This is a genomic window from Ligilactobacillus sp. UO.C109 (assembly GCF_026847815.1).
Taxonomy (GTDB): Bacteria; Bacillota; Bacilli; order Lactobacillales; family Lactobacillaceae; genus Ligilactobacillus; species Ligilactobacillus salivarius.
This window is the reverse complement of the sequence record NZ_JAPSFH010000027.1, coordinates 223,305-246,286: the sequence shown is the minus strand read 5'-3', so window position 1 is coordinate 246,286 and position 22,982 is coordinate 223,305. Positions and strand designations below refer to the sequence as shown.

At 32.7% G+C, this 22,982-nt stretch carries 19 protein-coding genes; 6 read left to right on the top strand and 13 right to left on the bottom strand.

The window, feature by feature from the left end:
- Positions 1-361: 361 nt before the first annotated feature.
- The 3 genes from OZJ21_RS05395 to OZJ21_RS05385 form a co-directional block, all read right to left on the bottom strand.
- Entirely contained in the window at positions 362-1,654 is a 1,293-nt protein-coding gene (locus OZJ21_RS05395) for an NCS2 family permease (RefSeq protein WP_201897606.1), read from the bottom strand.
- 124 nt (positions 1,655-1,778) lie between these two features.
- Complete coding sequence (locus OZJ21_RS05390) at positions 1,779-2,984, bottom strand: NAD(P)/FAD-dependent oxidoreductase (protein ID WP_003707584.1); 1,206 nt, start codon at positions 2,982-2,984, stop codon at positions 1,779-1,781.
- 13 nt (positions 2,985-2,997) lie between these two features.
- The gene (locus OZJ21_RS05385) at positions 2,998-3,903 is read right to left on the bottom strand and encodes a prenyltransferase (protein WP_069469205.1); all 906 of its coding nucleotides are present in this window, start codon (positions 3,901-3,903) and stop codon (positions 2,998-3,000) included.
- Between the two features lie 224 nt (positions 3,904-4,127).
- Here OZJ21_RS05385 and OZJ21_RS05380 point away from each other — a divergent pair, with 224 nt between their 5' ends.
- Positions 4,128-5,114, top strand: coding sequence for a polyprenyl synthetase family protein (locus OZJ21_RS05380; protein ID WP_268857543.1), 987 nt, complete (start codon positions 4,128-4,130; stop codon positions 5,112-5,114).
- Positions 5,115-5,154: 40 nt separating this feature from the next.
- Here OZJ21_RS05380 and cydC read toward each other — a convergent pair whose 3' ends face one another.
- The 5 genes from cydC to asnA all read right to left on the bottom strand — a co-directional run bounded on the left by cydC (position 5,155) and on the right by asnA (position 12,360).
- The gene (cydC, locus tag OZJ21_RS05375; protein ID WP_081534679.1) at positions 5,155-6,915 is read right to left on the bottom strand and encodes a thiol reductant ABC exporter subunit CydC; all 1,761 of its coding nucleotides are present in this window, start codon (positions 6,913-6,915) and stop codon (positions 5,155-5,157) included.
- A complete protein-coding gene (gene cydD, locus OZJ21_RS05370; protein WP_034990381.1) occupies positions 6,908-8,632 on the bottom strand; it encodes a thiol reductant ABC exporter subunit CydD in 1,725 nt (574 codons plus the stop codon). Before cydD ends, cydC begins: the two co-directional genes overlap by 8 nt.
- On the bottom strand, positions 8,632-9,648 hold the full coding sequence (gene cydB / locus OZJ21_RS05365) for a cytochrome d ubiquinol oxidase subunit II (protein WP_003700429.1): 1,017 nt from the start codon (positions 9,646-9,648) through the stop codon (positions 8,632-8,634). Before cydB ends, cydD begins: the two co-directional genes overlap by 1 nt.
- Positions 9,649-11,067, bottom strand: a complete 1,419-nt coding sequence (locus OZJ21_RS05360; RefSeq protein WP_003706422.1) for a cytochrome ubiquinol oxidase subunit I — start codon at positions 11,065-11,067, stop codon at positions 9,649-9,651. It abuts the gene before it with no gap.
- 282 nt (positions 11,068-11,349) lie between these two features.
- The gene (gene asnA / locus OZJ21_RS05355) at positions 11,350-12,360 is read right to left on the bottom strand and encodes an aspartate--ammonia ligase (RefSeq protein WP_003706424.1); all 1,011 of its coding nucleotides are present in this window, start codon (positions 12,358-12,360) and stop codon (positions 11,350-11,352) included.
- Positions 12,361-12,646: 286 nt separating this feature from the next.
- Between asnA and OZJ21_RS05350 the strand changes: the two genes are divergently transcribed.
- From OZJ21_RS05350 to OZJ21_RS05340, 3 genes are all read left to right on the top strand, one after another.
- Complete coding sequence (locus tag OZJ21_RS05350; protein WP_268857542.1) at positions 12,647-13,654, top strand: LysM peptidoglycan-binding domain-containing protein; 1,008 nt, start codon at positions 12,647-12,649, stop codon at positions 13,652-13,654.
- Positions 13,655-13,764: 110 nt separating this feature from the next.
- On the top strand, positions 13,765-14,091 hold the full coding sequence (locus tag OZJ21_RS05345; protein ID WP_081534687.1) for a rhodanese-like domain-containing protein: 327 nt from the start codon (positions 13,765-13,767) through the stop codon (positions 14,089-14,091).
- Positions 14,092-14,695: 604 nt separating this feature from the next.
- Complete coding sequence (locus tag OZJ21_RS05340; RefSeq protein ID WP_268857541.1) at positions 14,696-15,391, top strand: LysM peptidoglycan-binding domain-containing protein; 696 nt, start codon at positions 14,696-14,698, stop codon at positions 15,389-15,391.
- Positions 15,392-15,456: 65 nt separating this feature from the next.
- Here OZJ21_RS05340 and OZJ21_RS05335 read toward each other — a convergent pair whose 3' ends face one another.
- From OZJ21_RS05335 to OZJ21_RS05320, 4 genes are all read right to left on the bottom strand, one after another.
- Positions 15,457-16,314 carry a metallophosphoesterase family protein gene (locus OZJ21_RS05335; RefSeq protein WP_268857540.1) on the bottom strand — a complete coding sequence of 286 codons (858 nt, stop codon included), beginning with the start codon at positions 16,312-16,314 and terminating at the stop codon, positions 15,457-15,459.
- Positions 16,315-16,322: 8 nt separating this feature from the next.
- Positions 16,323-17,102, bottom strand: coding sequence for a DUF4931 domain-containing protein (locus OZJ21_RS05330; RefSeq protein ID WP_003706433.1), 780 nt, complete (start codon positions 17,100-17,102; stop codon positions 16,323-16,325).
- Positions 17,103-17,251: 149 nt separating this feature from the next.
- A complete protein-coding gene (locus OZJ21_RS05325) occupies positions 17,252-17,383 on the bottom strand; it encodes a hypothetical protein (RefSeq protein ID WP_268857539.1) in 132 nt (43 codons plus the stop codon).
- 41 nt (positions 17,384-17,424) lie between these two features.
- Entirely contained in the window at positions 17,425-17,724 is a 300-nt protein-coding gene (locus tag OZJ21_RS05320) for a hypothetical protein (protein WP_268857538.1), read from the bottom strand.
- Positions 17,725-17,873: 149 nt separating this feature from the next.
- On the opposite strand from OZJ21_RS05320, the gene OZJ21_RS05315 reads away from it, so the two are divergent.
- Together OZJ21_RS05315 and OZJ21_RS05310 are read left to right on the top strand one after the other, a co-directional pair.
- A complete protein-coding gene (locus OZJ21_RS05315) occupies positions 17,874-18,860 on the top strand; it encodes an ADP-ribosylglycohydrolase family protein (RefSeq protein WP_268857537.1) in 987 nt (328 codons plus the stop codon).
- Between the two features lie 193 nt (positions 18,861-19,053).
- Positions 19,054-19,893, top strand: a complete 840-nt coding sequence (locus OZJ21_RS05310) for a YitT family protein (protein WP_003710306.1) — start codon at positions 19,054-19,056, stop codon at positions 19,891-19,893.
- 76 nt (positions 19,894-19,969) lie between these two features.
- Here the strand turns inward: OZJ21_RS05310 and ileS are convergent, their stop codons facing one another.
- A complete protein-coding gene (gene ileS, locus OZJ21_RS05305) occupies positions 19,970-22,765 on the bottom strand; it encodes an isoleucine--tRNA ligase (protein ID WP_268857536.1) in 2,796 nt (931 codons plus the stop codon).
- Between the last annotated feature and the right edge of the window lie 217 nt (positions 22,766-22,982).

Genomic DNA, 22,982 nt, shown 5'->3' with positions numbered 1-22,982 from the left:
GCGTTCACCACCTAAATACTAAAATAAATTATCTTTCACTCTAAAATTATTATTCATACTATTAGATAATATAAATATTTTCTTTAATTGTCAATCATCATTTTTTAGCGATATAATAACCATTTTAATAAGCATTACTAATTATTTCCTAGTATTTTTACCAATTTTTCTAAACATTATATAATAATATCATTATAAATTATTTATGTTATTAAAGTAAGTAATCGAAATAAATTTACGTATATCCGTAAATTTTCTGATATTTTATAATGTTAATTATGATAAAAATACTATTTTTATATCATCTAAAATTTATATTTTTCTATAAAAAAAGCGTCTGCGTACTCACGCAAACGCTAATCTACTGTCCTATGATAGATTCACAAATAAGTTGAATCAAAAATAAGAAACTTAAAACATACATGACTTTAGAAACATCTTTATAATTTCCTACTACTAATTTACAGATCGGATACACGATGAATCCAAAAGCTAGACCTGTTGATATCGAACTAGTTAAAGGAATTAAAACTAAAATTAAGAATGTTGGAAACCATTCACTAAAATCTGCAAATTTTACAAATCTTAATTGTTGCATCATAATGGCTCCTGTAATAATTATTACTGGTGCAATCGCTGATTCAGGTATAAATGATAATAATGGAATCAAGAAAATTGCTGCTAAAAACAATAACCCTGAAGTAATTGCCATTGCCCCTCTACGACCACCACTTTGAATACCAGAAGCACTTTCAGCTGCTGCTACTGTTGGACTAGTTCCTAAAAATCCTGAAAGAAAAGCTGCAATTGAACTTGCTTGAAATGCCTTTTTGAACTGTGATTTAACTGGCAGTAACCCTTCTAAAATCCCCATCGATTCAAAAACTAAGATCATTGTCATAGAAAAGATTGCTATTAAAAATTTTAACGTAAATAGCTGACTAAAATCACCTTGAGCAACAATTTCACTGTACTTACTAATCTCGGTCAATCTAATATTAGGTACGTTCGAGCCCTTCACTCCGATGATATTCCCTAAAATACTAATCACAATTATTCCTATTATAAAATCACCTGGAACTCTACGTAAAAATAAGATCAAAGTTAACATTATTCCTAATAAGGATAGAATAACTTCAGGTGCTAATAAGTTACCCATAGCTAGTAAAGATCGACTGCCACCTGACTTAACAATGCCAGCTTTTTCTAATCCTAAAACTACTAGGAACATTCCAATTCCAGCTGTTATCCCTATCTTTAAATTTTGTGGTATCTTTTGTGCTAAATACTCACTAATTGGAGTAAACGCTATTACCATGTATAAAAAGCTACTAATTATTGAGATCGCAACAGCTTGTTCCCAAGTTAAATCCATCCCTACAACTAAAGTATAGGTAAAAAATGCATTAACCCCCATTCCTGGAGTAATGATAATTGGCGCATCAGCCCAAATACCCATTATTAATGAACCTATAAATGAAGAAAAAATTGTTGCAAAGACACTTAAATTAGCTGGAATTCCTGCATCAGTTAAAATTATCGGATTAACAATAATAATATAAGAGATTGCAAAGAATCCTGTAATCCCTGCTAAAATTTCCTTCTGAATTGGTGTTTTCTTGGGTTGCCAAGATCTTTTTATTTTATTTTCCATACTTTCGCCCTTTCTCTTAAAAGTGCAACTATTTTAATGTAGCGGAAATATGTTTCATAGTCAAGGGATAGCCCATAAAAAAGAGCCACCTCACCTAAGTGAGATAGCTCTCTTGTCATTAATTCTAGTGATATAGATCAAAACGACCCTTAGCAAATAATTCTTTTGCCCCACCAATATCAGCTAATGATTTGTTCATAATCATCTTCTTGACGAATGAAGCTGGGAAACCTTTGTATTCTTTCTTACCTACAAGACCAAAGGCATGTGTGTTACCAACAGAAGCAACTGTACCTAAGGAGTTGTAACTAAATGGTTCTGGAACTTCCCCCTTCAAACGTTGAGCAATTGCATGTCCAACATAAGCACCCATACGTGTAGCAATTTGAGCTGTTGTTGGGTATGGACGATCTGTTGCCTTATCCATAAGAGCAGATACGTCACCAATGATGTATAAATCATCATGATCTGGATCAAGTAAGTTATCATTAACAATTACACGACCACGACGTTCCTTGAAACCAGATTCACCCATAACGGGACTACCACTAACACCAGTTGTCCAAATAATTGTCTTACCTGGAACTGCTTGAAGTTCTTCGTTATCTTGTGTTGCGTACATTACACGACCATCTTGGATTTCCTTAATCATGCAACCTGTCATGATCTTAACACCTAAACTCTTAACTAATGATACACCGTAGTTTGCAAGATTTTCACTAAACATTGGTAATAACTTAGTTGCAGCTTCAACAATTGTGATAGAAATTTCAGATTCGTCTACACCTGCAAGCTTAGCATATTTTGGACGTTCATCAACTAAAGCACCTGCTAATTCGATACCTGTGAAACCAGCACCACAAACAACAATGTTCAAGTATTCCTTGTCTTGTGTTTCACGATACTTCTTCATAGTTTCAACGATGTGTTCATGAATAGCAACAGCTTGGTCAATATCTGTCATTTGCAAAGCATTATCTAAAGCACCTTTAATGCCAAATGTTTCAGATACAAAACCTAAAGCTAATACACAGTAGTCATAGCGTAATTGACCTGAATTCTTCAATTCAACAGTCTTCTTATCAGCATCTACTTTAACTACTTCATCTTGAATAAATTTAACCTTGTTATTCAAAACATCTTTAATTGGATATGTAATCTTGCTCTTGTCTACAGAACCCGCAGCAACTTCGTGCAATTCTGTAGCTTCATAATGATAATCATTCATATCAACTAAAGTAATATGAGCGTTGTCCCCTACTTCTTTTTGAAGATTTCTAACTGCTTTTAAGCCTGCATAGCCTGCACCTAAAACTAAAACTTCTTTCATGGTTTAAAACCTCCTACAAAAATAATAATCCAATAGAATAGGTTAGAACTTGTATAAATGAACCAAAAGCTAAAATCTTAACTGCACACTTAAATGTTTTGGATTTAACTTGTTCTTTCATCAACATCCTATCTTGTTTATATACAAATGGTATTGCCAACAAAGCTAACAAACTTGTCCACGGCGCTAACTTGAGATAAAAAGATAGAATAATTGCAGCAAATGCTAAAACATTCTTCAAGCTAAATGCAAATAAAGCATTTTTCACACCAATAAAATGAACAATTGTATGTCGATTATTTCTTTCATCCTCGTCATAATCACAAATATTATTAGCTAACATTAGATTAGAGATCCATAAAATATTTGGTAAAGAAATCAAAAATACCTTAGCTAGATTCTCCCAATGCCATGAAAATATTTGGTATGAATTAAGATAAACACAGATTAAGCTTATTACAAAACCCATTGTAATACCGGAGAAAAATTCTCCTAAAGGTAAACTAGATAAAGGACGTGGACCTGAGGAATAGAAAATTCCCACAGCAAAGCAAAACAACCCCATCCAAAGTAATGGCAAACCTGTCACATATACTAAATACAATCCCATAATCGCAGCAATCACTGTCATAACGGCTAAAATTACAAATACCAATCTAGGAGAAAGTCCTTCTCTCCCAATAATATTCGTTTTACGCTTATATTCTAGTTTATCAACTGCATGATGATAGTCATTGTAATTATCCAATGCATCAACTGCCATATTAAATAAAAGCATCGCAATAAAAAATACCACTGATAGTCCTAAATGAACTGAGTTATAGTAATAATAACTAAAGCAAATCCCTATCAAAAATGGCAAGATACTTGCTGTCTTAGCTTTGATTTCAACAAGTTCTAGGAAGACTTTTAAAGACAAAACTCTGCCTCCTAGTAAAATAAAATATATTACCTTCTATATAATATATTACCATATTCTTATGTAATTGGTTACCATATCTCTCAAAAAATTCATATTTAGCAAAATTATCTTGTTCTTTTTCATTTACTCATGAATTTCAAAATAAATTTTAATTCAAAGTAGTTGAACAAGCTATTTTAGGGTAAAATAGAAACATAAACTGTCATTAAGGAGGTGAGAAAATGGCATTCAATTTATGGTTACAGTACCCTGAATTGGCAAAAGATATCGAAAAGGTTAAACATAATCTTCAAGATAAAATCTCTGTCGACTATCCTGATTTACAAGCTGCTCTATCAAAAATGGCAAGTAATGGTGGTAAATTTTTACGCCCAGCTTTTTTCTTATTGTTTACTAAATTAACATCAGTTTCACAAAACAAAGTAAATGATAATCAGCTTATTGATATTGCTACTTCACTTGAAGTTTTACATATGTCCACACTTATTCATGATGACATCATTGACGATTCTCCTAAACGACGTGGTGAAGTTAGTATTCAAAGTCAATTTGGTAAAGATATTGCTGTCTATGCTGGTGATTACCTATTTACTGTATTCTTCGATTTAATTACTGATAATGTTTTGGATACACCTTTTTTCAAAATCAATTCAAGAACCATGAAGAAAATTTTATTAGGTGAATTAAATCAAATGAAACATCGCTATAATACTCAACAGACTTTCTTAAATTATTTGCGTAATGTAAATGGAAAAACTGCTTATCTTTTTAGATTAGCAAGTGCTGAAGGGGCATATTTTGGTGGTGCTTCTCCTCAAACTGTCAGTTTAGCTACTAGAATTGGTCAAAATATTGGTATTAGTTTTCAAATTTTAGATGATATTCTTGACTACTCTGATGCTTCAAGGCTAAACAAACCTACTCTTGAAGATTTGGCTACTGGTGTTTATTCTTTGCCATTATTATTGGTCCTCAACGAAGACTCGGAAGAATTACATACTTTATTGGCTAAAAAGCAAGACCTAACTTTACCTGAAATTCAACGTATCCAAGCTTTAGTCGTTGAATTAGGTGGTGTAGAAAAAGCTAAAGATTTAGCTGCTAAATTTACTAATAAAGCACTTATTGATATCGATAAATTACCTGATTCTACAGCTAAAAAGAAACTTGCTAAACTTACTAAAGTCTTATTAAAACGTACAAATTAAAAAGTCATCACTCTAATTTTTTAGAATGATGACTTTTATTTTATCGTCCTTCATCAATTGCTTTAAGCTTTTGATAACGTTCGTTTGTTTTTCTCAAATAATCAGGACTACCCTGCATTTCAATAGTTCCATCTTCAATAAAGATAACTTGATCCATTGCTTCAACACCTTGTAAGTGATGAGTTATCCAAATTAAAGTTTTATCTTTCAATTCACGATTAAAAATTGAAATCACTTCTTGTTCAGTTAATGGATCTAAGCCCACAGTTGGTTCATCTAAAATGATAATTGGAACATCTTTTAACAAAATTCTTGCCAATGCCATTCGATGTCTTTCACCACCAGAAAAACGCATTCCGGCTTCGTCCACCATTGTTCCCAGTCCTTGTGGTAAAGCTTTAACCATATCTTTCAAGCCTACACGTTCCAGCACTTGCCATACTTGCTCGATAGTAGCCTCTTCATTTCCGATTCTAAGATTATTTAAAATAGTAGTATTAAATAAATATGGAGTCTGATGTATTACTCCAATATAATTGGAAATTTGATCGCCAACTTTGCTTACGTCAATACCATTTATAGTAATCGCACCTTCAGTAGCAACTCTATCCCCTCTAATCAAGTTAGCTAACGTACTTTTACCTGAACCACTTCGACCTAAAATTGCTAACTTATCGCCAGAAGATATATCTAAGTTAATACCCTTAAGGATTTCACGACTACCATTTTCATATCTAAAATGCACATTATCTAATTTAATATCATAAGGTGCAATTAATTTAATTTCTGATTTTTCTTCTTCAAATGAATTATCTTGTAGTCTATTTAATCTAACTAAAGAATCCTTATATACATTAGTTTCTTGTGAAGCAGCTGGAATTACTGCAAATGCATCAACCACAGGGAAAAGACACAAAACAAAAGCAGCAATCCAGTTAGCTAGACCTGTATATACTCCATTACTGCCACCTAGGTATGTACCGCCCCATAAAATAAAACTCACAACTACCAACATAAACACTAACTGTAAGAGATAATCTCTAATTTGGTCAAAATGATGTAGTTTTTCTTGAACATCCATTAACTTATCTTCATTTTGTTCATGTAGTTCAACATAATCACGCCCACGTTGAGCAAAAATCCAGTCCGTAATTCCAACAATGTTGTCAGTTAAGTCTAAATACAATTCATTCTTTATTTTCTTTTCATATTCTTGTCTAGCACCATTTACGATAACTGACCAGATTGGAAATGCTACTAACATAATGCCTATCATTAATAGCATCAAAAGCCCCATCCAAATTGAAAAAATACCAACTCCAATAACAACAAATACATAAAGTCCCCATGCAACAAAGGTTGGGAAAATGGTTCTTAAATATAAATTTTGGATGTGATTAATATCTTCTGATAATAATCCTAAAACATCGCCGAGTTGATACTTACTCTTAAAGAATACCGCATCTTTTTCCAAAGCCTTATACAACTTAACACGTAAATCAGAAGTCATTTTAAAAACCCAGTTATGACTTGTTAATCTTTCAAGATAATGGAATACCGGTCTACCTACACCAAATGCACGTGTCAAAACAATTGGAACATAAACTAGCAAAATATTTTCTGGACGTGTAGCTGAACGACTAATTAGATAACCAGAATTAAACATCAAGGCTCCTGCACAAAAGAATGTTAAAATTCCTAAGAAAATTGCTAGTACCAAAGTTTTCTTGTATTTTTTCAAGAAAGGCTTAACCCAAGTATCTTTTTTCAATTCTTGTAATAATGGAATTTTCTTAAACATTCTTTTCACCACCTTTTGCTCGATTTAATAATTCATAGAAATATGCTTGATGAGCTAACAATTCATCATATTGTCCTTCTTCAGCAATTTTTCCGTCCTTTAAGACGACGATTTTATCCATATCTTTCATCCAATGTAGACGATGTGTAGCAAAAATTACCAATCTATCCTTCATTAAAGGTAACATTCTTTCCTTTAATTCCAATTCAGTCTCAATATCTAAGTGAGCTGTTGGTTCATCAAAAATTAATACTTTTCTTTGCTTATCTAAAAATGCTCTAGCTAAAGCAATTCGTTGAGCTTGTCCACCACTTAAAGTTCTTTGACCATTACCAATTAATGTATCAAGTTTATCTGGAAGTTCTTCTAATAAATCTTCCAATCCTACTGCTTTAATTGCTTCAATAATTTCTTCATCGCTAGCATCAGGTGTATAGAAAGCAATATTGTAACGCAAAGTATTATCAAAGATATATGGACTTTGTGGAATATAGATAATTTGATTTCGCCATGCATCTTCATTTAAATCAGTAGTTTCTTTGCCTTGAATTTCAAATTTTCCATTTTTTAAAGGTAAAAAGCCGCTTAACAAATTAATTAGAGTTGTCTTACCAGCCCCACTCATTCCAATAATTCCAACTTTTTGATAGCCTGTAAACTCTGTATTAAACTTAACTGGCTCTGCATTATCATCATAAGCAAACTCAATATTATCTAGTTTCAAACTATCTGTAGGTTGCCATTGATGAAGCTCTAACTTACTTTCTTTAACTTCAGCACTATTGATAATTTCTTGAATTGAGTGGAAGGAATTTTTCCCATTTAAAGTTGCATGATAATCATTAGCGAATGCTCTAATTGGTAAGAAGTATTCCGGCGATAAAATCAATACTGTTAAAGCTGGAAATAATGTAATTTCACCATTGATCAAACGTAATCCCAAAAATACAGCTACTACCGCGATTGATAAAGTTGTAAAAAAGTCTAACGCAAATGTTGAAAGAATTGCAACGCGTAATACACTCATTGTAGTCTTTCTAAAGCGTTCACTTGTCTTATAAATACTGTTGGCGTATCGTTTACTTAAACCAAAGTATTTTAATGTATCAATTCCTCGTAAAGAATCAATAAAGTGATTGGATAAACGTTGAAAAGAAACAAATTGTTTATCTGCCTTAGCCTTAGCTGCATATCCTAAAATAATCATAAACAATACAATTAAAGGATAGATGAAGAATAAGATTACTCCTGATACCCAATCCAGATAAAAGGCCATCGCTAAAACTACAATTGGCACAATCATCATACTAATCATTTTGCTAAGTGTTAGTTGAATATAATCTTCAACTTCAGAAATACCATCTAAAGTCAAAGTGACCATGTGTCCAGTTCCTTGTTTCTGTACCAATTCTGGACCTAAAATGAAGACTTTTTCTAATAAAGTTTTACGTAATTTCTTTGCTTCTACACGTGCATAATCGTCTAACCAGCGATTGCTCCACCATTGTAGCCCTTCTCTTCCAGCAAAAGAAATTATAAAACCAATAATATAAATAAATTGTTCCTTAAGTGGTTTTCCACTCCATAAATGTGTAATCACTAACCCTAGACTGACAGCTTGACCAACTATAAGAAAAGCTTGTAGGATATAAAGTCCTACAAGCCCTCTCATAGTTTTTTTAATGTCTGTCAGGGTTAATAAACCCTTATCAAACATTATTCACCCTCCGTTATAGTAGGCATTTTAATTCTTCTTCTGAAGATGTAGTATGCCCAAATTGTGTATGCCAATACAAAAGGTAAAAGACAGAATGTTGCAATTGTCATGATCTTCAAAGTATAAGGTGTTGAAGATGCTGTTGAAATTACTAAATTGTATTTAGCGCTGATAGAGGAAATCATCAAACGTGGGAATAAACCTGAGAATAGTAATGCTACTAAAGCTACTAAAGTCAATCCACTATAAATGAAAGAATTAATTTCCTTACCTTTAAATACTGATACATGTGCTAAAACAGTTAAAAGTACAATTACAACTAAAATAGCTAATGTGCTAATTGGATGTACTTTCAAGAAGTCTGTTTGGAAAATTAACAATAGTGCAAATACAACCAAACCTACATATAGTACCCAATATAAGAATTGAGCATAGTTCTTAGCTCTATCTCTGATAGCACCTTCGGTCTTCAATGCAATGTAGTTCAAACCATGTAAGTAAACTAATAAAGTTAAAGCTACACCACCGACAACTGAAAAGACATTGATGTAATCAAAGAAACCTGCATGCATATTACCATTAGCATCAATTGGCATGCCTTGAACCATACTGATGAATAAAATACCAAAGAAGAATGGTACGATGAAACTACCGATTGCTAAAGTCCAATCCCATGTTCTCTTCTTAGCACCTTCAGCATGATGTCTAAATTCAAATGATACTCCACGAATAATTAAACCTAATAGGATAATTAATAAAATTAAGTAGTATCCTGAGAATAAGGATGCATACCAGTAAGGGAAAGAAGCAAACATTGCCCCACCAGCAGTGATGAGCCAAACTTCATTTCCGTCCCAAACTGGACCGATTGTTCTAATTAATTGAGTTCTTTCAGCATCATTTTGTGCCAAAGTCTTAGTTGCCATCCCTACACCATAATCAAATCCATCAAGGAAGAAGAAACCTGCAAATAGTACCCCAATTAAAATGAACCATAAAAATTGTAAAGCAGTCATCTAAAACGCCTCCTTGTCAAAAGGATCTAAACCATGTTTTGCAAATTCAGGTTCACTAGCTTCGTCAGGACCTTTACGAAGTTCCTTAACTACAAAGCCAACCATTACAATAGCTAGAACTGTGAAGATTGCAAAGTATAAGATGTTTGAAATCAATAATGATGTTGCAGAAACACTTGGTGATACACTTTGTGCGATTGTAAATAATCCATATACAGTCCATGGGTAACGACCTAATTCTGTAATTAACCAACCACATGTATTTGCCAAGAATGGTGTAAATGTCATTAAAGCTACAACCCACAACATCCAATTTGTATTAAATAAGCTTGCCTTCTTCTTACGTGTGAAGAACAATCCTAAAGCAGATACAAGGAATGTTAAAGCACCAAAACCTGCCATTACACGGAAACTCCAGAATAATGTGTTAACTGGAACGTAGTAATTATTCTTAGTTCCGTATTTTGCTTGTAATTCTTTGTTGATTGTGTCCATACCTTTAACTGAACCAGTTGTCTTACCATAGGAAAGAACACTCAACATACCTGGAATTTCAATTGTATAATTTGTCTTATGATTCTTGGTATCAGCAATTCCGACAACTGTCCAACCTGCTGATTTACCAGTATCTTTGTACAATGCTTCCATTGCGCTAAATTTCATTGGTTGTGTGTGAAGTAAGTCTTTCATTTGAAGGTCACCTACACCCATTACAGATAAGGAACCTAGTAAACTTACGATCATACCTAAACGCATTGAACGTTTGAAAATATCCTTACTTACTTCAGATAGAGACTTTCTCTTCAAAAGTCTAAATGCAGCCATACCAGCTACAACTACACCACCCATCATGATAGCACCAGAAATAACGTGTCCCCATTCATACCAAACTTGTGGGTTTCTTAATAGAGCAGAAAAACTTGTCATTTCAGCACGTCCATTACGGATTGTGTAACCTACTGGATGTTGCATAAATGAGTTAGCAGTCAAAATCCAAAGAGCAGATGTCATTGTACCAATTACAACCATCCAAACAAAGAATAAGTGCAAACCTGGTTTCACTCTATCCCAAGTAAACATCCATAAACCAATAAATGTAGATTCAATGAAGAAAGATAGTAAAGCTTCCATAGCAAGTGGAGCACCAAAGATATCCCCCATGAATCTAGAGTAATCTGACCAGTTCATACCAAATTGGAACTCTTGAATAAGCCCGGTTACAACACCAACAGCGAAGCTCAACAAGAAAATATTCCCCCAGAACTTTGTCATTTTCTTATAAGCTTCGTTCTTTGTACGAACATAGCATGTTTCCATCAACGCAACCATAAAAACCATTCCGATTGAAAATGGAACGAAGAAGAAATGGAATATGGTCGTCATGGCAAATTGGAAACGAGCCAAACTTAAAATACTCATAACGATAAACCTCCATTCAAATTTTAAAAAAATCAGTATACCACTAACCTTAAATAATTCTTTACAATGTTATTTTAGCCTTTTTATTAATTGTTTTCAATATTTTATACCATCTTTGTTTGAAAATGTTTTCAATATAATTTTAATTAATTTAGATGGTTTACTTAAATACACAAAAAAATACTAGTAATCATTTAATTACTAGTACTTTTAATAAAATATTTAGTATCATATTTAAAATTACATACATTATTTATATCTAATGATGATTATCACTTGATACTACAAAATATGAATATCATTTTCTTCGCATTTTTTAAGCATTTCATCTGGCCAAATACTTGCTTGCACTTCACCAACATGTGCTTTACCTAGAAGTAACATACATAGACGAGATTGTCCAATTCCCCCACCAATTGTGTATGGTAACTCTTTGTTCAAAATCATCTTATGGTATTGTAATTTCAAACGATCTTCATCGCCTGTTTTCTTTAATTGCTCTACCATAGAATCTTCATCAACACGGATCCCCATACTTGATAACTCTAAAGCACATTGCAATGGTTCATACCAGAATAAAATGTCACCATTTAATTTCCAATCATCATAGTCAGGAGCTCTACCATCGTGACGCTTACCACTCTTTAGAACATCACCAATTTGCATTACAAAAACGCAACCTAGTTCTTTACAGATGGCATTTTCACGATCTTTAGCATCTTCTAACTCTGGATATTTATCTTCCAATTCTTGTGAAGTTATAAAATGAATCTTATCAGGCAAATGGTAAACAGCATTAGGGAATTTGTACCATACTTCGTGTTCCATATGCTTGACAACTTTAAAAATTAATTCAACTGTTTCTTTTAATGTCTTTTCATTGCGTTCATCTTTGGAAATAACTTTTTCCCAATCCCATTGATCAACATAACTAGAATGGAAATTATCCAAATCTTCATCCTTGCGAATAGCGTTCATATTGGTATATAAACCTTCATGTAAGCCGAAGCCATATTTCTTCAAGGCCATACGCTTCCATTTAGCCAAAGAATGGACAACTTCGATGGTTTCGCCAGGCATATCTTTCATAGTAAAAGATACTGGTTTTTCATATCCATTCAAATTATCATTAATCCCTGAACTCTTTTCGACATACATTGGAGCTGAAACACGATTTAAGCCCATTTCCTTGCCAAATTCATCTTGGAATGTTTCGCGAATATAACGAATTGCTTCTTGGGTTTCGCGGATTGATAATTTAGGATCATAATCCTTTGGAATAATTAAATCCAATCTAATCACTTCTTTTCTATTAATTAATACGTCATTAATACTACACTAAGCATCAGTAAATTACAATACTTTATCTAAAATAAATTTCTACTTACTATTAGCTATTTATCAACCTTTACCCAACTTTATTATTTTTTCTCCCCTTTCAAAAAAATAATTAAAAAAAGCTAAGATTACAAAAAATTAATATCTTAGTAATATTTTTACTATTTTAATGTAAACGATTTTTAGTTATACTATATAAGTATAGACAGAAAATCTATTTAATTTGGAGTGAACTTAGTATATGAAATTAAACAAGACTTTATTATCCTTAACTGCCGCTACTGGTATTATCGCAACTGGTGCAGCTGCTAATGGTGCTAAAGCTGACAAAATCACTGTAAAATCCGGTGATACTGTTTCTCAACTTGCTTTAGACCACGCTACTACCGTTGATAACGTACAACAATTAAATAATCTTGAAAATGTTGATTTGATCTTTGTTGGTCAAACTCTTGAAATGGGTGATGGTAGTTATACTACAACTACATATCAAACTGCCTCCCAATACCAACAAAATTACGCTCAAAATACAGATGCACAAGCTAACTATACTCAAACTAATTATAGTGCTACTCAAAATAATGTACCTGCTGCAACAGATCAAGTTCAAGATACTACAACTACTGTTGACCAAACAGCTACTCCTGCAGATACAACTACTCAAGATGCTCAAACTAATGTTGCTAGCGATACTACAACTTCTGAAGCACAAGTTGATGCTACAAATACTGATCAAGCAGCTACTACAACAAATGATACAGTTTCCACAAATACTACTGATCAAACAGCAGCTCCTGTAGAAACAGAAACTACACCAACTCAAACACAAACAGAAGTTCAAGCACCTGCTACTACAACATATGTAGAAAATACACCTGCTGAAACTCCTACTACAACTTGGACAGATACTACTAGTTCTGTAAATAATACTGTAGCTAATACTAACTCTAACTATTCTTCAGCAAGTACTACACCTGCTGCTACTACAACAGCTACTCAAAATACTACTACTAGCTCTACTTCTAACGATGAAGATGCTGCTAGAGAATGGATTGCTAATAAGGAATCTGGTGGTAGTTACACAGCTAAGAATGGTATCTACTATGGCAAGTATCAATTAACTGCAACTTACTTAAATGGTGACTATTCTGCTGAAAACCAAGAAAGAGTTGCTAATGAATATGTAGCTTCTCGTTACGGTTCATGGACTGCTGCTAAAGCTCATTGGGAAGCAAATAACTGGTATTAATATAATTACTATATATAGGAAGTTTTTATCTTCCTATTTTTTTATTGTATTCTTTGCAATTTTAACTTAAAATTGTCTATTAGATATACAAATTATAAAGGTGATTAAAAATGTTTTTTACTAATTTTTTTAGTAAGACTCCTACTATTACAACTGATAAATTAGCTGAATTATTAGCTAAAAAGACTCCGATAACGGTTTTAGATGTGCGAACTCCACCCGAATTCCACACTGCACATCTACCTAATGCTAGAAATTATCCTTTAGTTCAAATTGATAGCTATTCTAATAGTAAGAAAAATAGAATATATCTTATCAGTCAATCTGGTAAACGTAGTGAAGAAGCTGCTAAGATTTTGCGAAACAAAGGATATAAAGCCATTAATGTTAAAGGTGGCTTAGATAGTTGGACTGGTAAACTAGAACATGATAAATAATTTTGGCAAGGATTCGTCCTTGCTTTTTTATTACATAAATTTCTATCTGAAGTTCCCCTAGTTAAAATTTGTCGTCTAATTATGGGAGCTTTTATTTTAAAACTTACGAAAATAATCTATTTTAATAATAATTGCAATATATTATCTTCTTTTTTAGTTAAAAGTAAAATGTTATTTTATTATTAAGGGTTAAAAACAAGGAAAAGCCCTTCTATTTTTTATTTCAAAATAACAGTAATTTTACAAAAAATGGTATTTTGTCCAAATTCTAGCGTTTTTCAAGAAAAATTAGCAAAAATTCCTACTTTTTATCATTAAATATTTTCTAATAAACAAAATGCTTGACAAAAAAAGCCGATTTTTGTCATATAATTTCCACTCTTGAATTGCTATTATAGCAATGTTCTTATAAAAAAATGACGATTTTATGTTTCTGAATACTACAAACTGTAATAATTATTACATTAAATCTGATTTTAGTAACCTTTCTGGAATTTCACTGTTATATTCTTTCCGTATACTTTTAACCGTTGATTCGCATAACAGGCGAATTAAGTAGATACACAAATAATAGATTTAATTTACAGGAGTGAATATTTTTTATATGAAATTCAACAAAGCTTTATTGTCAGTTACAGCCGCAGCAGGTTTACTCGCAGTTGGAACTATTGCAGCAAATGCGGACCAAGTTACCGTACAACCTGGTGACACAGTTTCTAAGATTGCTCAAGAGCACAATACAACAGTTGATAGTATCCAACAATTAAATAACTTAGCAAACGTAAACTTAATTTATGCTGGTCAAACACTTGAAGTAGGTGAAAATGGTCAAGCAACAGCTTCTGCTAATACAACTACAACAAGTACTACAACAAATAACTACCAATCACCAGCTCAAACTTATAACTATAATTACCAAGCAGCTACAACACCTAGCTATAGCTACAATAACTATAATTACCAAGCAGCTACAACACCTAGCTATAGCTACAATAACAATAATAACTATAGCTATAACGCTAATACTAATACTCAAGCTGCTAACTCTGGTTACAACTATCAAGCTTCTGGTAGCTCAAGTGAAGAAGCTGCTAAAGCATGGATTGCTAATAAGGAATCTGGTGGTAGTTATACAGCTACTAATGGTCAATACATTGGTAAGTATCAACTATCTGCATCATATTTAAATGGTGACTACTCTTCTGCTAACCAAGAAAGAGTTGCTAACCAATATGTAACATCACGTTATGGTTCATGGGTTGCTGCTCAACAATTCTGGCAATCACATGGTTGGTACTAAAATAAGACCATAATATAACGAAAGCAAGTAATTCTGGCTCTAGTCAGATTTACTTGCTTTTTTCTTTATCCTTTTTTTCGTACCTTTTCATTAAATTTTATTACATCTTTTAAGTAACCACGTTCATCATTAATTTTCTTCATCAATTCATGATCATGTGTATGTACTTTTCCTGTTACAAGTTGTAACTTATAAATGTCTAAATAAGGTAAATTAGCTAATTCAGCCCGCTTATATTCTAAATCTCTATCATAATAGACTTTCCTAAAGTTCGTTTCTTGAATTCCATGTTCATCAATTTCTAAAATCAAATATTCGGCACGCATATCTTTTTGAAATTTATCCCATGCAAAAAACGGCTGCCCTACAGACCCGGGATTTAAAACGAATTGCTCATCGCTACTATATCTCATTAGTGGGTGATGAACATGTGCATAAATAGCTAAATCAAGATTTTGATTTCCATCAAACAATTCATTGAAATTACGCTGTTTCTCAGTAGGATATAAAGCCTGTCCATAATTTAAATCAGGTAAATTGTGTGTCAATCCTACCATAACATCTCTAACCCTTGTTTCTTCCCTTATAGGCCATTTTTTTATAGTAGACGTTACTTCATTAGCGTCTAATCTTTCAGACAATGTTTGTGCCAATTTAGAGATATAAACTAAACTTGTTCTATCAGTATCAACTACTCCTCTTAGAGCATTTAAAAACAAATCATCCCAATTTCCACGAATACATATTTCAGGATTTATCTGTTTAAATAGATCCCATAAGTCCTGAGCACCTGGTCCAGGAGAAAATAAATCTCCTAAAAACCAGTACTTATCAACCTTTTGTTTGATTGAATCTTGATAAACTGCCTCTAATGCAGTCGTATTCCCGTGCACATCTGAAAAGACGACAATTCTTTCACCCATTTAATCACCTACTCTGCTAAAATTCTTTTTTGTAATGCTTCTGCAATTTGCATAAGACTTTCCTCATTATTAACCTGAGAAATTTGGTAACCTATGAAATATGGACTAGCTACATAACGTGGCATTATTTTACACTCAATTTTTTGATCTATATTATAGAAAAATAAATTATAGGAGTCATAGTGTCCATGATAAAAGTCATCGCTCAAAATAAATTTAACAGTTGATTGGATATAATCAGCAAAAGTTGCAACATCGCCATCTTGTGACATTTGAACATTAAACTCAACAAACCCCTTTAAAGGATAGCGAGAAATGTTAAGTTGAACGTTATTTCTAGAAACGACATCTACTCCCTGAAAGTTTTTCGATGAAATATTAGCATACCCATCCTTTTTATCTAATCCTACAATTTGAAAATGCGGATGCCTTAAACTACCACCAGATCGTGGTCCAAAATTCTTATATAGCAAAACACTCTTATACTTATTTTGATTAATCATCTTTTGCCAACATTCTAAAACATATTTAATAATTTTACGATTTTCAAGTTGACTGTAATTACTTTGATCTCCAAGATGGTCTTTAGATTCAATAATAATTGTCTGCATTGTATCTTGGAGTGTACGAAACTTATTTACAAGCCAGATACAATCTCCATCCTTATCTAATATGTTAGTCAAATTCTCTCTATCACAGAAAGGACAGTAACCTTCAGGATGTTTAATATTTTCTGGCTTTTTACGTGCAACTTGCAAATGAAAAATTAATGGTTCTTCATTACTCAATTAGTTCACGTCCTTAATAATAATCACTTTAACTATTTTAGCACAATCCCCTATTTTCATGCTAAGTTTTCCTTATGCTACTATTATAAGTCTATCTTTATTAAGAACCAAAAATGAAGATTGGAAATTTATTTTGTAAGAATTTCTGCTTAATCTCCTTGTAAAATACCTTGATCATACAATATCTTAATTTGATCATTATCTTTTGTTATTTTTCCAGTTGCTAGTGAGAGATACATATTTAGATTTTCAATTTGTTTACTATTTAAATATACTGACAAATGATCTCTACTCTCTGTTGGATCCCAATAAAAGTCAATTCTTAGATATTTTTACCATATTTACTTTTTAATACTATATCCAAATAAGGATCATCTAAAGGTTCAAAAGTATTTGCATATTCATCCGTTATCATTAATTCATCTATTCCATTTAACAGTACTGTTAGATCATCATGATACCAATCACTTAAGGGACTTCCACCTTGATAAATTTCTTCTGAATTATAAGTTCTTACACTATAAGATACTCCTATCCATTCATCATCTAATTTCCATAATCGTAAATATACATGAAACGATTTTGTTTTAAAATATATATAAGGTAATTTTTTGTTCATCAACTTAATTCACTTCCCTACTATTTATAGCTATTATATCTTAATTTTATAAGAGTTATCATAATTTTATAACTAATTTATGCTATACTGACTTGAAAGTTGAACATCATTTACTTTAATATTTATCTAAAATTTATTGGAGGAAGATAAAAATGACAAATAAACCTACTAATTGCTTATTAGGTGGTGCTTTAGGCGATTCATTAGGATACCCAGTGGAATTTTCTAGCTATCGAGAAATTCAACAAAATAATCCCAGTGGCATCACTTTTATTAATTTTTCTGAACCAGTTTTAATTTCAGATGACACACAAATGTCTCTATTTACAGCTTCTGCCTTATTAATATCGGATAATTATCTGACTAATCTTTGGGATTGTTATCAAGATTGGTTAGAAACTCAATGGAAAACTGACAAACAAAGTATGACCCATAAGCCTGTTAGTAAATTGGTAGATTTTCAGGAACTATTTAATTCTCGTGAACCAGGCAGGACTTGCTTAATGACACTAGCACAACAAAAACCAGGAAATTTACAACATCCAATTAATAATAGCAAAGGATGTGGTGGTATTATGCGTGTAGCTCCAATTGGATTTATTGATGAAGATGAAAATATAATTGCTCAACTTGGAGCTGAAAGCTCTGCTTTGACTCATGGTCATCCACTAAGTAGTCTTTCTTCTGCTTATTTAGCAGTACTTATTCATCGTTTACTTACATCTAATATTTCTCCCCAACTTGTATTAGATACTCTTAATTTTATAAAGTCAAAATTCAGTACTATGGATTATTTATCCGATTTTACAGAAATAATTAAATTAGCAACAAATTTAAGTCAAACACCAGATAGCGATTTTATAAATTTTCAACGCTTAGGAAAGGGATGGGTTGCTGAAGAAACACTAGCTATTGCCCTCTATTGTTCTTTGAAATATCAAAAAGATCCATGCCGTGCTATCGAAATTTCTGTTAACCATGATGGAGATTCTGATTCAACCGGTTCAATAACCGGACAAATTGTGGGTGTTCAACAAAGTAACTCACTCTGGCTTCCAGCTTCTTATCTAAATAAATTAGAATTACGAGATGTAATTATATCTCTTGGTAAAAAATTAAGTCAAAAATTCAATACATGATAACATATAAAATATATTTTTTATCCTATTATTATATATATTCTTCTCCCCATAATCTTAATTTTTTTATAAAATTATACTAAAAATATTACTTATTATTATTACTTTCTTTACATAAAATCAACTTTATTGTTATGATAATTATAATAATAAAATCATAGTTTGAACTACTATCAAACGAAAGGATGTTTAGATGACAAGAAATATACGTAGATATCGCTGGGGACGTTGGCTAGTATTTCTAGTTGCTCTAGAAATTATTACTTTAAGTATTAACTTCTTTTATGCTCCAATCGATATTGCAGCCGGAGGAACGACTGGAATTGCCATCTTAGTAGAAGCTGTTTGGCATGTAGAACGACCTTTAACAGTTTTAATCTGTAATTTAGCTATGATTGGCTTAGCTTGGATTTTTTTAGAAAGAAAAGTGGTTAAAAATATTACTTTAGGTAGTTTATTGTTACCTGTATTTATGCAATTAACTCCTAGTTTTCAAGTTACTGATAATGAATTATTAGCTGTTATTATCGGTGGTGGCTTGATGGGCTTTGGAGTTTCACTTCTTTATCGAATTAATGCTTCAAGTGGAGGGACAACTGTTCCACCAATGATTTTGAAGAAATACTTTTATCTGGATTCTGCCCTAACATTAATGTTTATCGACCTACTTGTTATTTTTATGAATATATTTGTCGCTGGACTCAATGCTTTCTTTTTAGCAGCCTTTTCTCAAGTTATAACTGCTTTAGTTATGCGCTATACCGAGGTAGGCTTTGACTTAAAATACCAAGTTCAAATTTTAAGTAACGATTTGCTTGATGAAATTAAAGAAACCCTTCTAAAAGATAATAGTAGTCTGACTCTTTATGATGTAGTTGGTGGTTATAGTCAAACACAAAAGCAACAAATTTTATTAATCGTAGATCGCCAAGATTACGGTCATTTAATTGCTAAAATTCATGAAATTGATCCAGAAGCCTTTATTGTTACATCTAATGTAACTAAAGTTCATGGTGGTAAATGGGGATTATAGCTTTCTCATACCTTTGTATGTAAAAAAGAGATTCAAAGAAAATTTATCTTTGAATCTCTTTTAACTATTAATTAAATTATTCTAAACCTTCTGCTAAAGCTTCAGGATAGTTTTCACGAACAATTTCAGCACAACTTGCACATAGTGTTGGTAAGTCAGCATCACTACCGATATCTGTCTTGATCATACGACAACGAGGACAAACTTCACCTTCAGCATGTTCAACTACAACAGCATATTCATCATTGAACTTCAAAGCATTTTCTGGTGCTTCAGATAATGGATGAACATCTAATGCAGAAACAATCAATGCTTGGCGAACATTAGCATTTAATGCATCTAAATCAGCTTGTACACCATTAGATACATATAAGTCTACATGTGCTTCGAAGGACTTACCGATTAATTTTTCATTTCTTGCTTCTTCAAGAGCTTTAAATACACCTGAACGTAAATTCATGAATCTATTCCATAAATCAACGAGTTTTTCTTCATTATTGAAATGTTTAACTTCAGGCATTTCGGATAATTGTGCGTATTCTTCGTCTTCCTTCAAATACTTCCAAATTTCTTCTGTTGTATGAGGTAAAATTGGAGTCATTAACTTAGTTAGACGTACTACTACATCATACAATACTGTTTGCATTGAACGACGTTTCTTGCTATCAGGAGCTTCAATATAAACAACATCCTTAGCAACATCCATATAGAATGCGGAAAGATCTGTTGTAATGAAGTTAATTAACTTCTTGTAAATTTCCATAAATTCATAGTTTGCATATGCATCTAGAATTTCCTTAGTAAATTTGTTTACAAGAACTGTCATGTATTTATCAATGGATTCCATTTCATCGAAAGCAACAGCATCTTTAGCAGGATCAAAATCTGTTGTATTTGCAAGTAAGAAACGAACTGTGTTTCTAAATTTACGGTAACTTTCAGCGATTTGTTGGAAACTTCCCATAGATACACGAACGTCAGCAGATGTATCAACACTCAATACCCATAGACGGATAATTTCAGCACCCATCTTATCGATAACTTCACTAGGAACAATTGTGTTACCCAATGATTTACTCATCTTACGTCCCTTACCATCAAGTGTAAATCCTTGAGAAAGAATTTGCTTGTATGGTGCATGGCCAGAGTAAGCAACAGATGTAATCAAACTAGAGTTGAACCAACCACGGTATTGGTCAGAACCTTCCAAGTATAGATCAGCTGGGTATGTCAAGTAATCACGTTCAGCACATACACCTTGATGTGAGGAACCAGAATCGAACCAAACATCCATGATATCTGTTTCTTTAGTAAATTTACCATTTGGAGAATGTTCACTTGTAAAGCCTTCAGGTAATAAGTCCTTAGCTTCGCGTTGGAACCAAATATTTGAGCCGTGTTCTTCAACTAATTTTGCAACATGTTCAATTGTTTCCTTGGTCATGATAGCTTCACCGTCTTCACCGTAGAAGATTGGCAATGGAACACCCCAAACTCTTTGACGGGAAATTACCCAGTCACCACGATCACGAATCATGTTGTAAAGACGTTTTTGACCCCAATCTGGGAAGAATTGAACTTCATTAATTGCACCTAGAATTTGGTCACGAATCTTATCAACAGATGCAAACCATTGTGGTGTAGCGCGGAAGATAATAGGTTTCTTTGTACGCCAGTCAAATGGGTAGCTATGTTCGTAATCCATTTGCTTCAAAAGTACGCCAGCTTCTTCCAATTTCTTCAAAGAAACTTCATTTGCGTCTTCATAGAATAAACCTGCAAAATCTTCGCCAGTATCTTCTGTCATATATCCCTTATCATCAACAGGAACATATACATCTAAACCGTACTTAACACCAATGTTAAAGTCATCTTCACCAAAGCCAGGAGCTGTATGAACAAGACCTGTACCAGCATCAGTTGTAACGAAGTCGCCTAACATAGTTACAAGTTTTCTTTCTGGATAGAATGGGTGTTGACATAAAACATTTTCTAATTCTGCACCCTTAACAGTCTTCACAATCTTAACATCATTCCAACCAAATAATTCAGCATCAGCATTTACTAAATCAGCAGCTAAAACATACTTACGTTCATCATCGTCATGTTGTACAACTGCGTAGTCGAATGTAGCATCAATTGTAATACCTTCAGAAGCAGGAATAGTCCATGGTGTTGTAGTCCAAACAACCATATATGTATTTTCATCTAATACACCTTTACCATCAACAACTTGTTCACCGTAGAATGCAGATGGTGATGTTACATCATGATATTCAACTTCAGCTTCAGCAAGAGCTGATTCAGATGACCATGACCAAAATACTGGCTTTTTACCTTTATAAATTAAGCCCTTTTCTGCCATCTTACCAAAGACACGAATTTGTTGTGCTTCATATTCTGGTTTCAATGTTAAATATGGGTTATCCCATTCACCAGCAACACCTAAACGCTTAAAGTCTTTTCTTTGCTTATCAACTTGTTCTAAAGCATATTGACGACACATTTCTCTGAATTCAGCTACAGATAATGCTTTACGATCAACACCAGCTTTTTTCAATTGTTGTTCAATTGGTAAACCGTGTGTATCCCAACCTGGTACATAAGGTGCGCGGAATCCCATCATTGATTTAGAACGAACGATGAAATCCTTAGAAATCTTGTTCATTGCGTGACCCATATGAATATTACCGTTAGCATATGGAGGTCCATCATGTAACACAAAACTTGGTTTTCCTTCGTTTAATTTTTGTCTTTGTTCATAAACTTTATTTTCTTCCCATTCATTTTGTCTTTCAACTTCGCGAACAGGTAAATTACCACGCATTGGGAATTTTGTCTTACCCAAATTTAAAGTATCTTTGATTTTCATAAGATCCATCCTTTCTCTCTCAGTTAAAAATTGGAAACAAAAAAATCCCATCCAGCAAGGGACGAGATTTCCGTGGTACCACCCAAATTTTAACTATCATTAATTAGTAGTTTCTTTAGTCATCATTAACGCGATGAAACGACTTACCCTACTATTATTTCAGGAAAGTATTTGAAAGATGATAAAAATCATATCAGGGATATATCGAACTTTCACC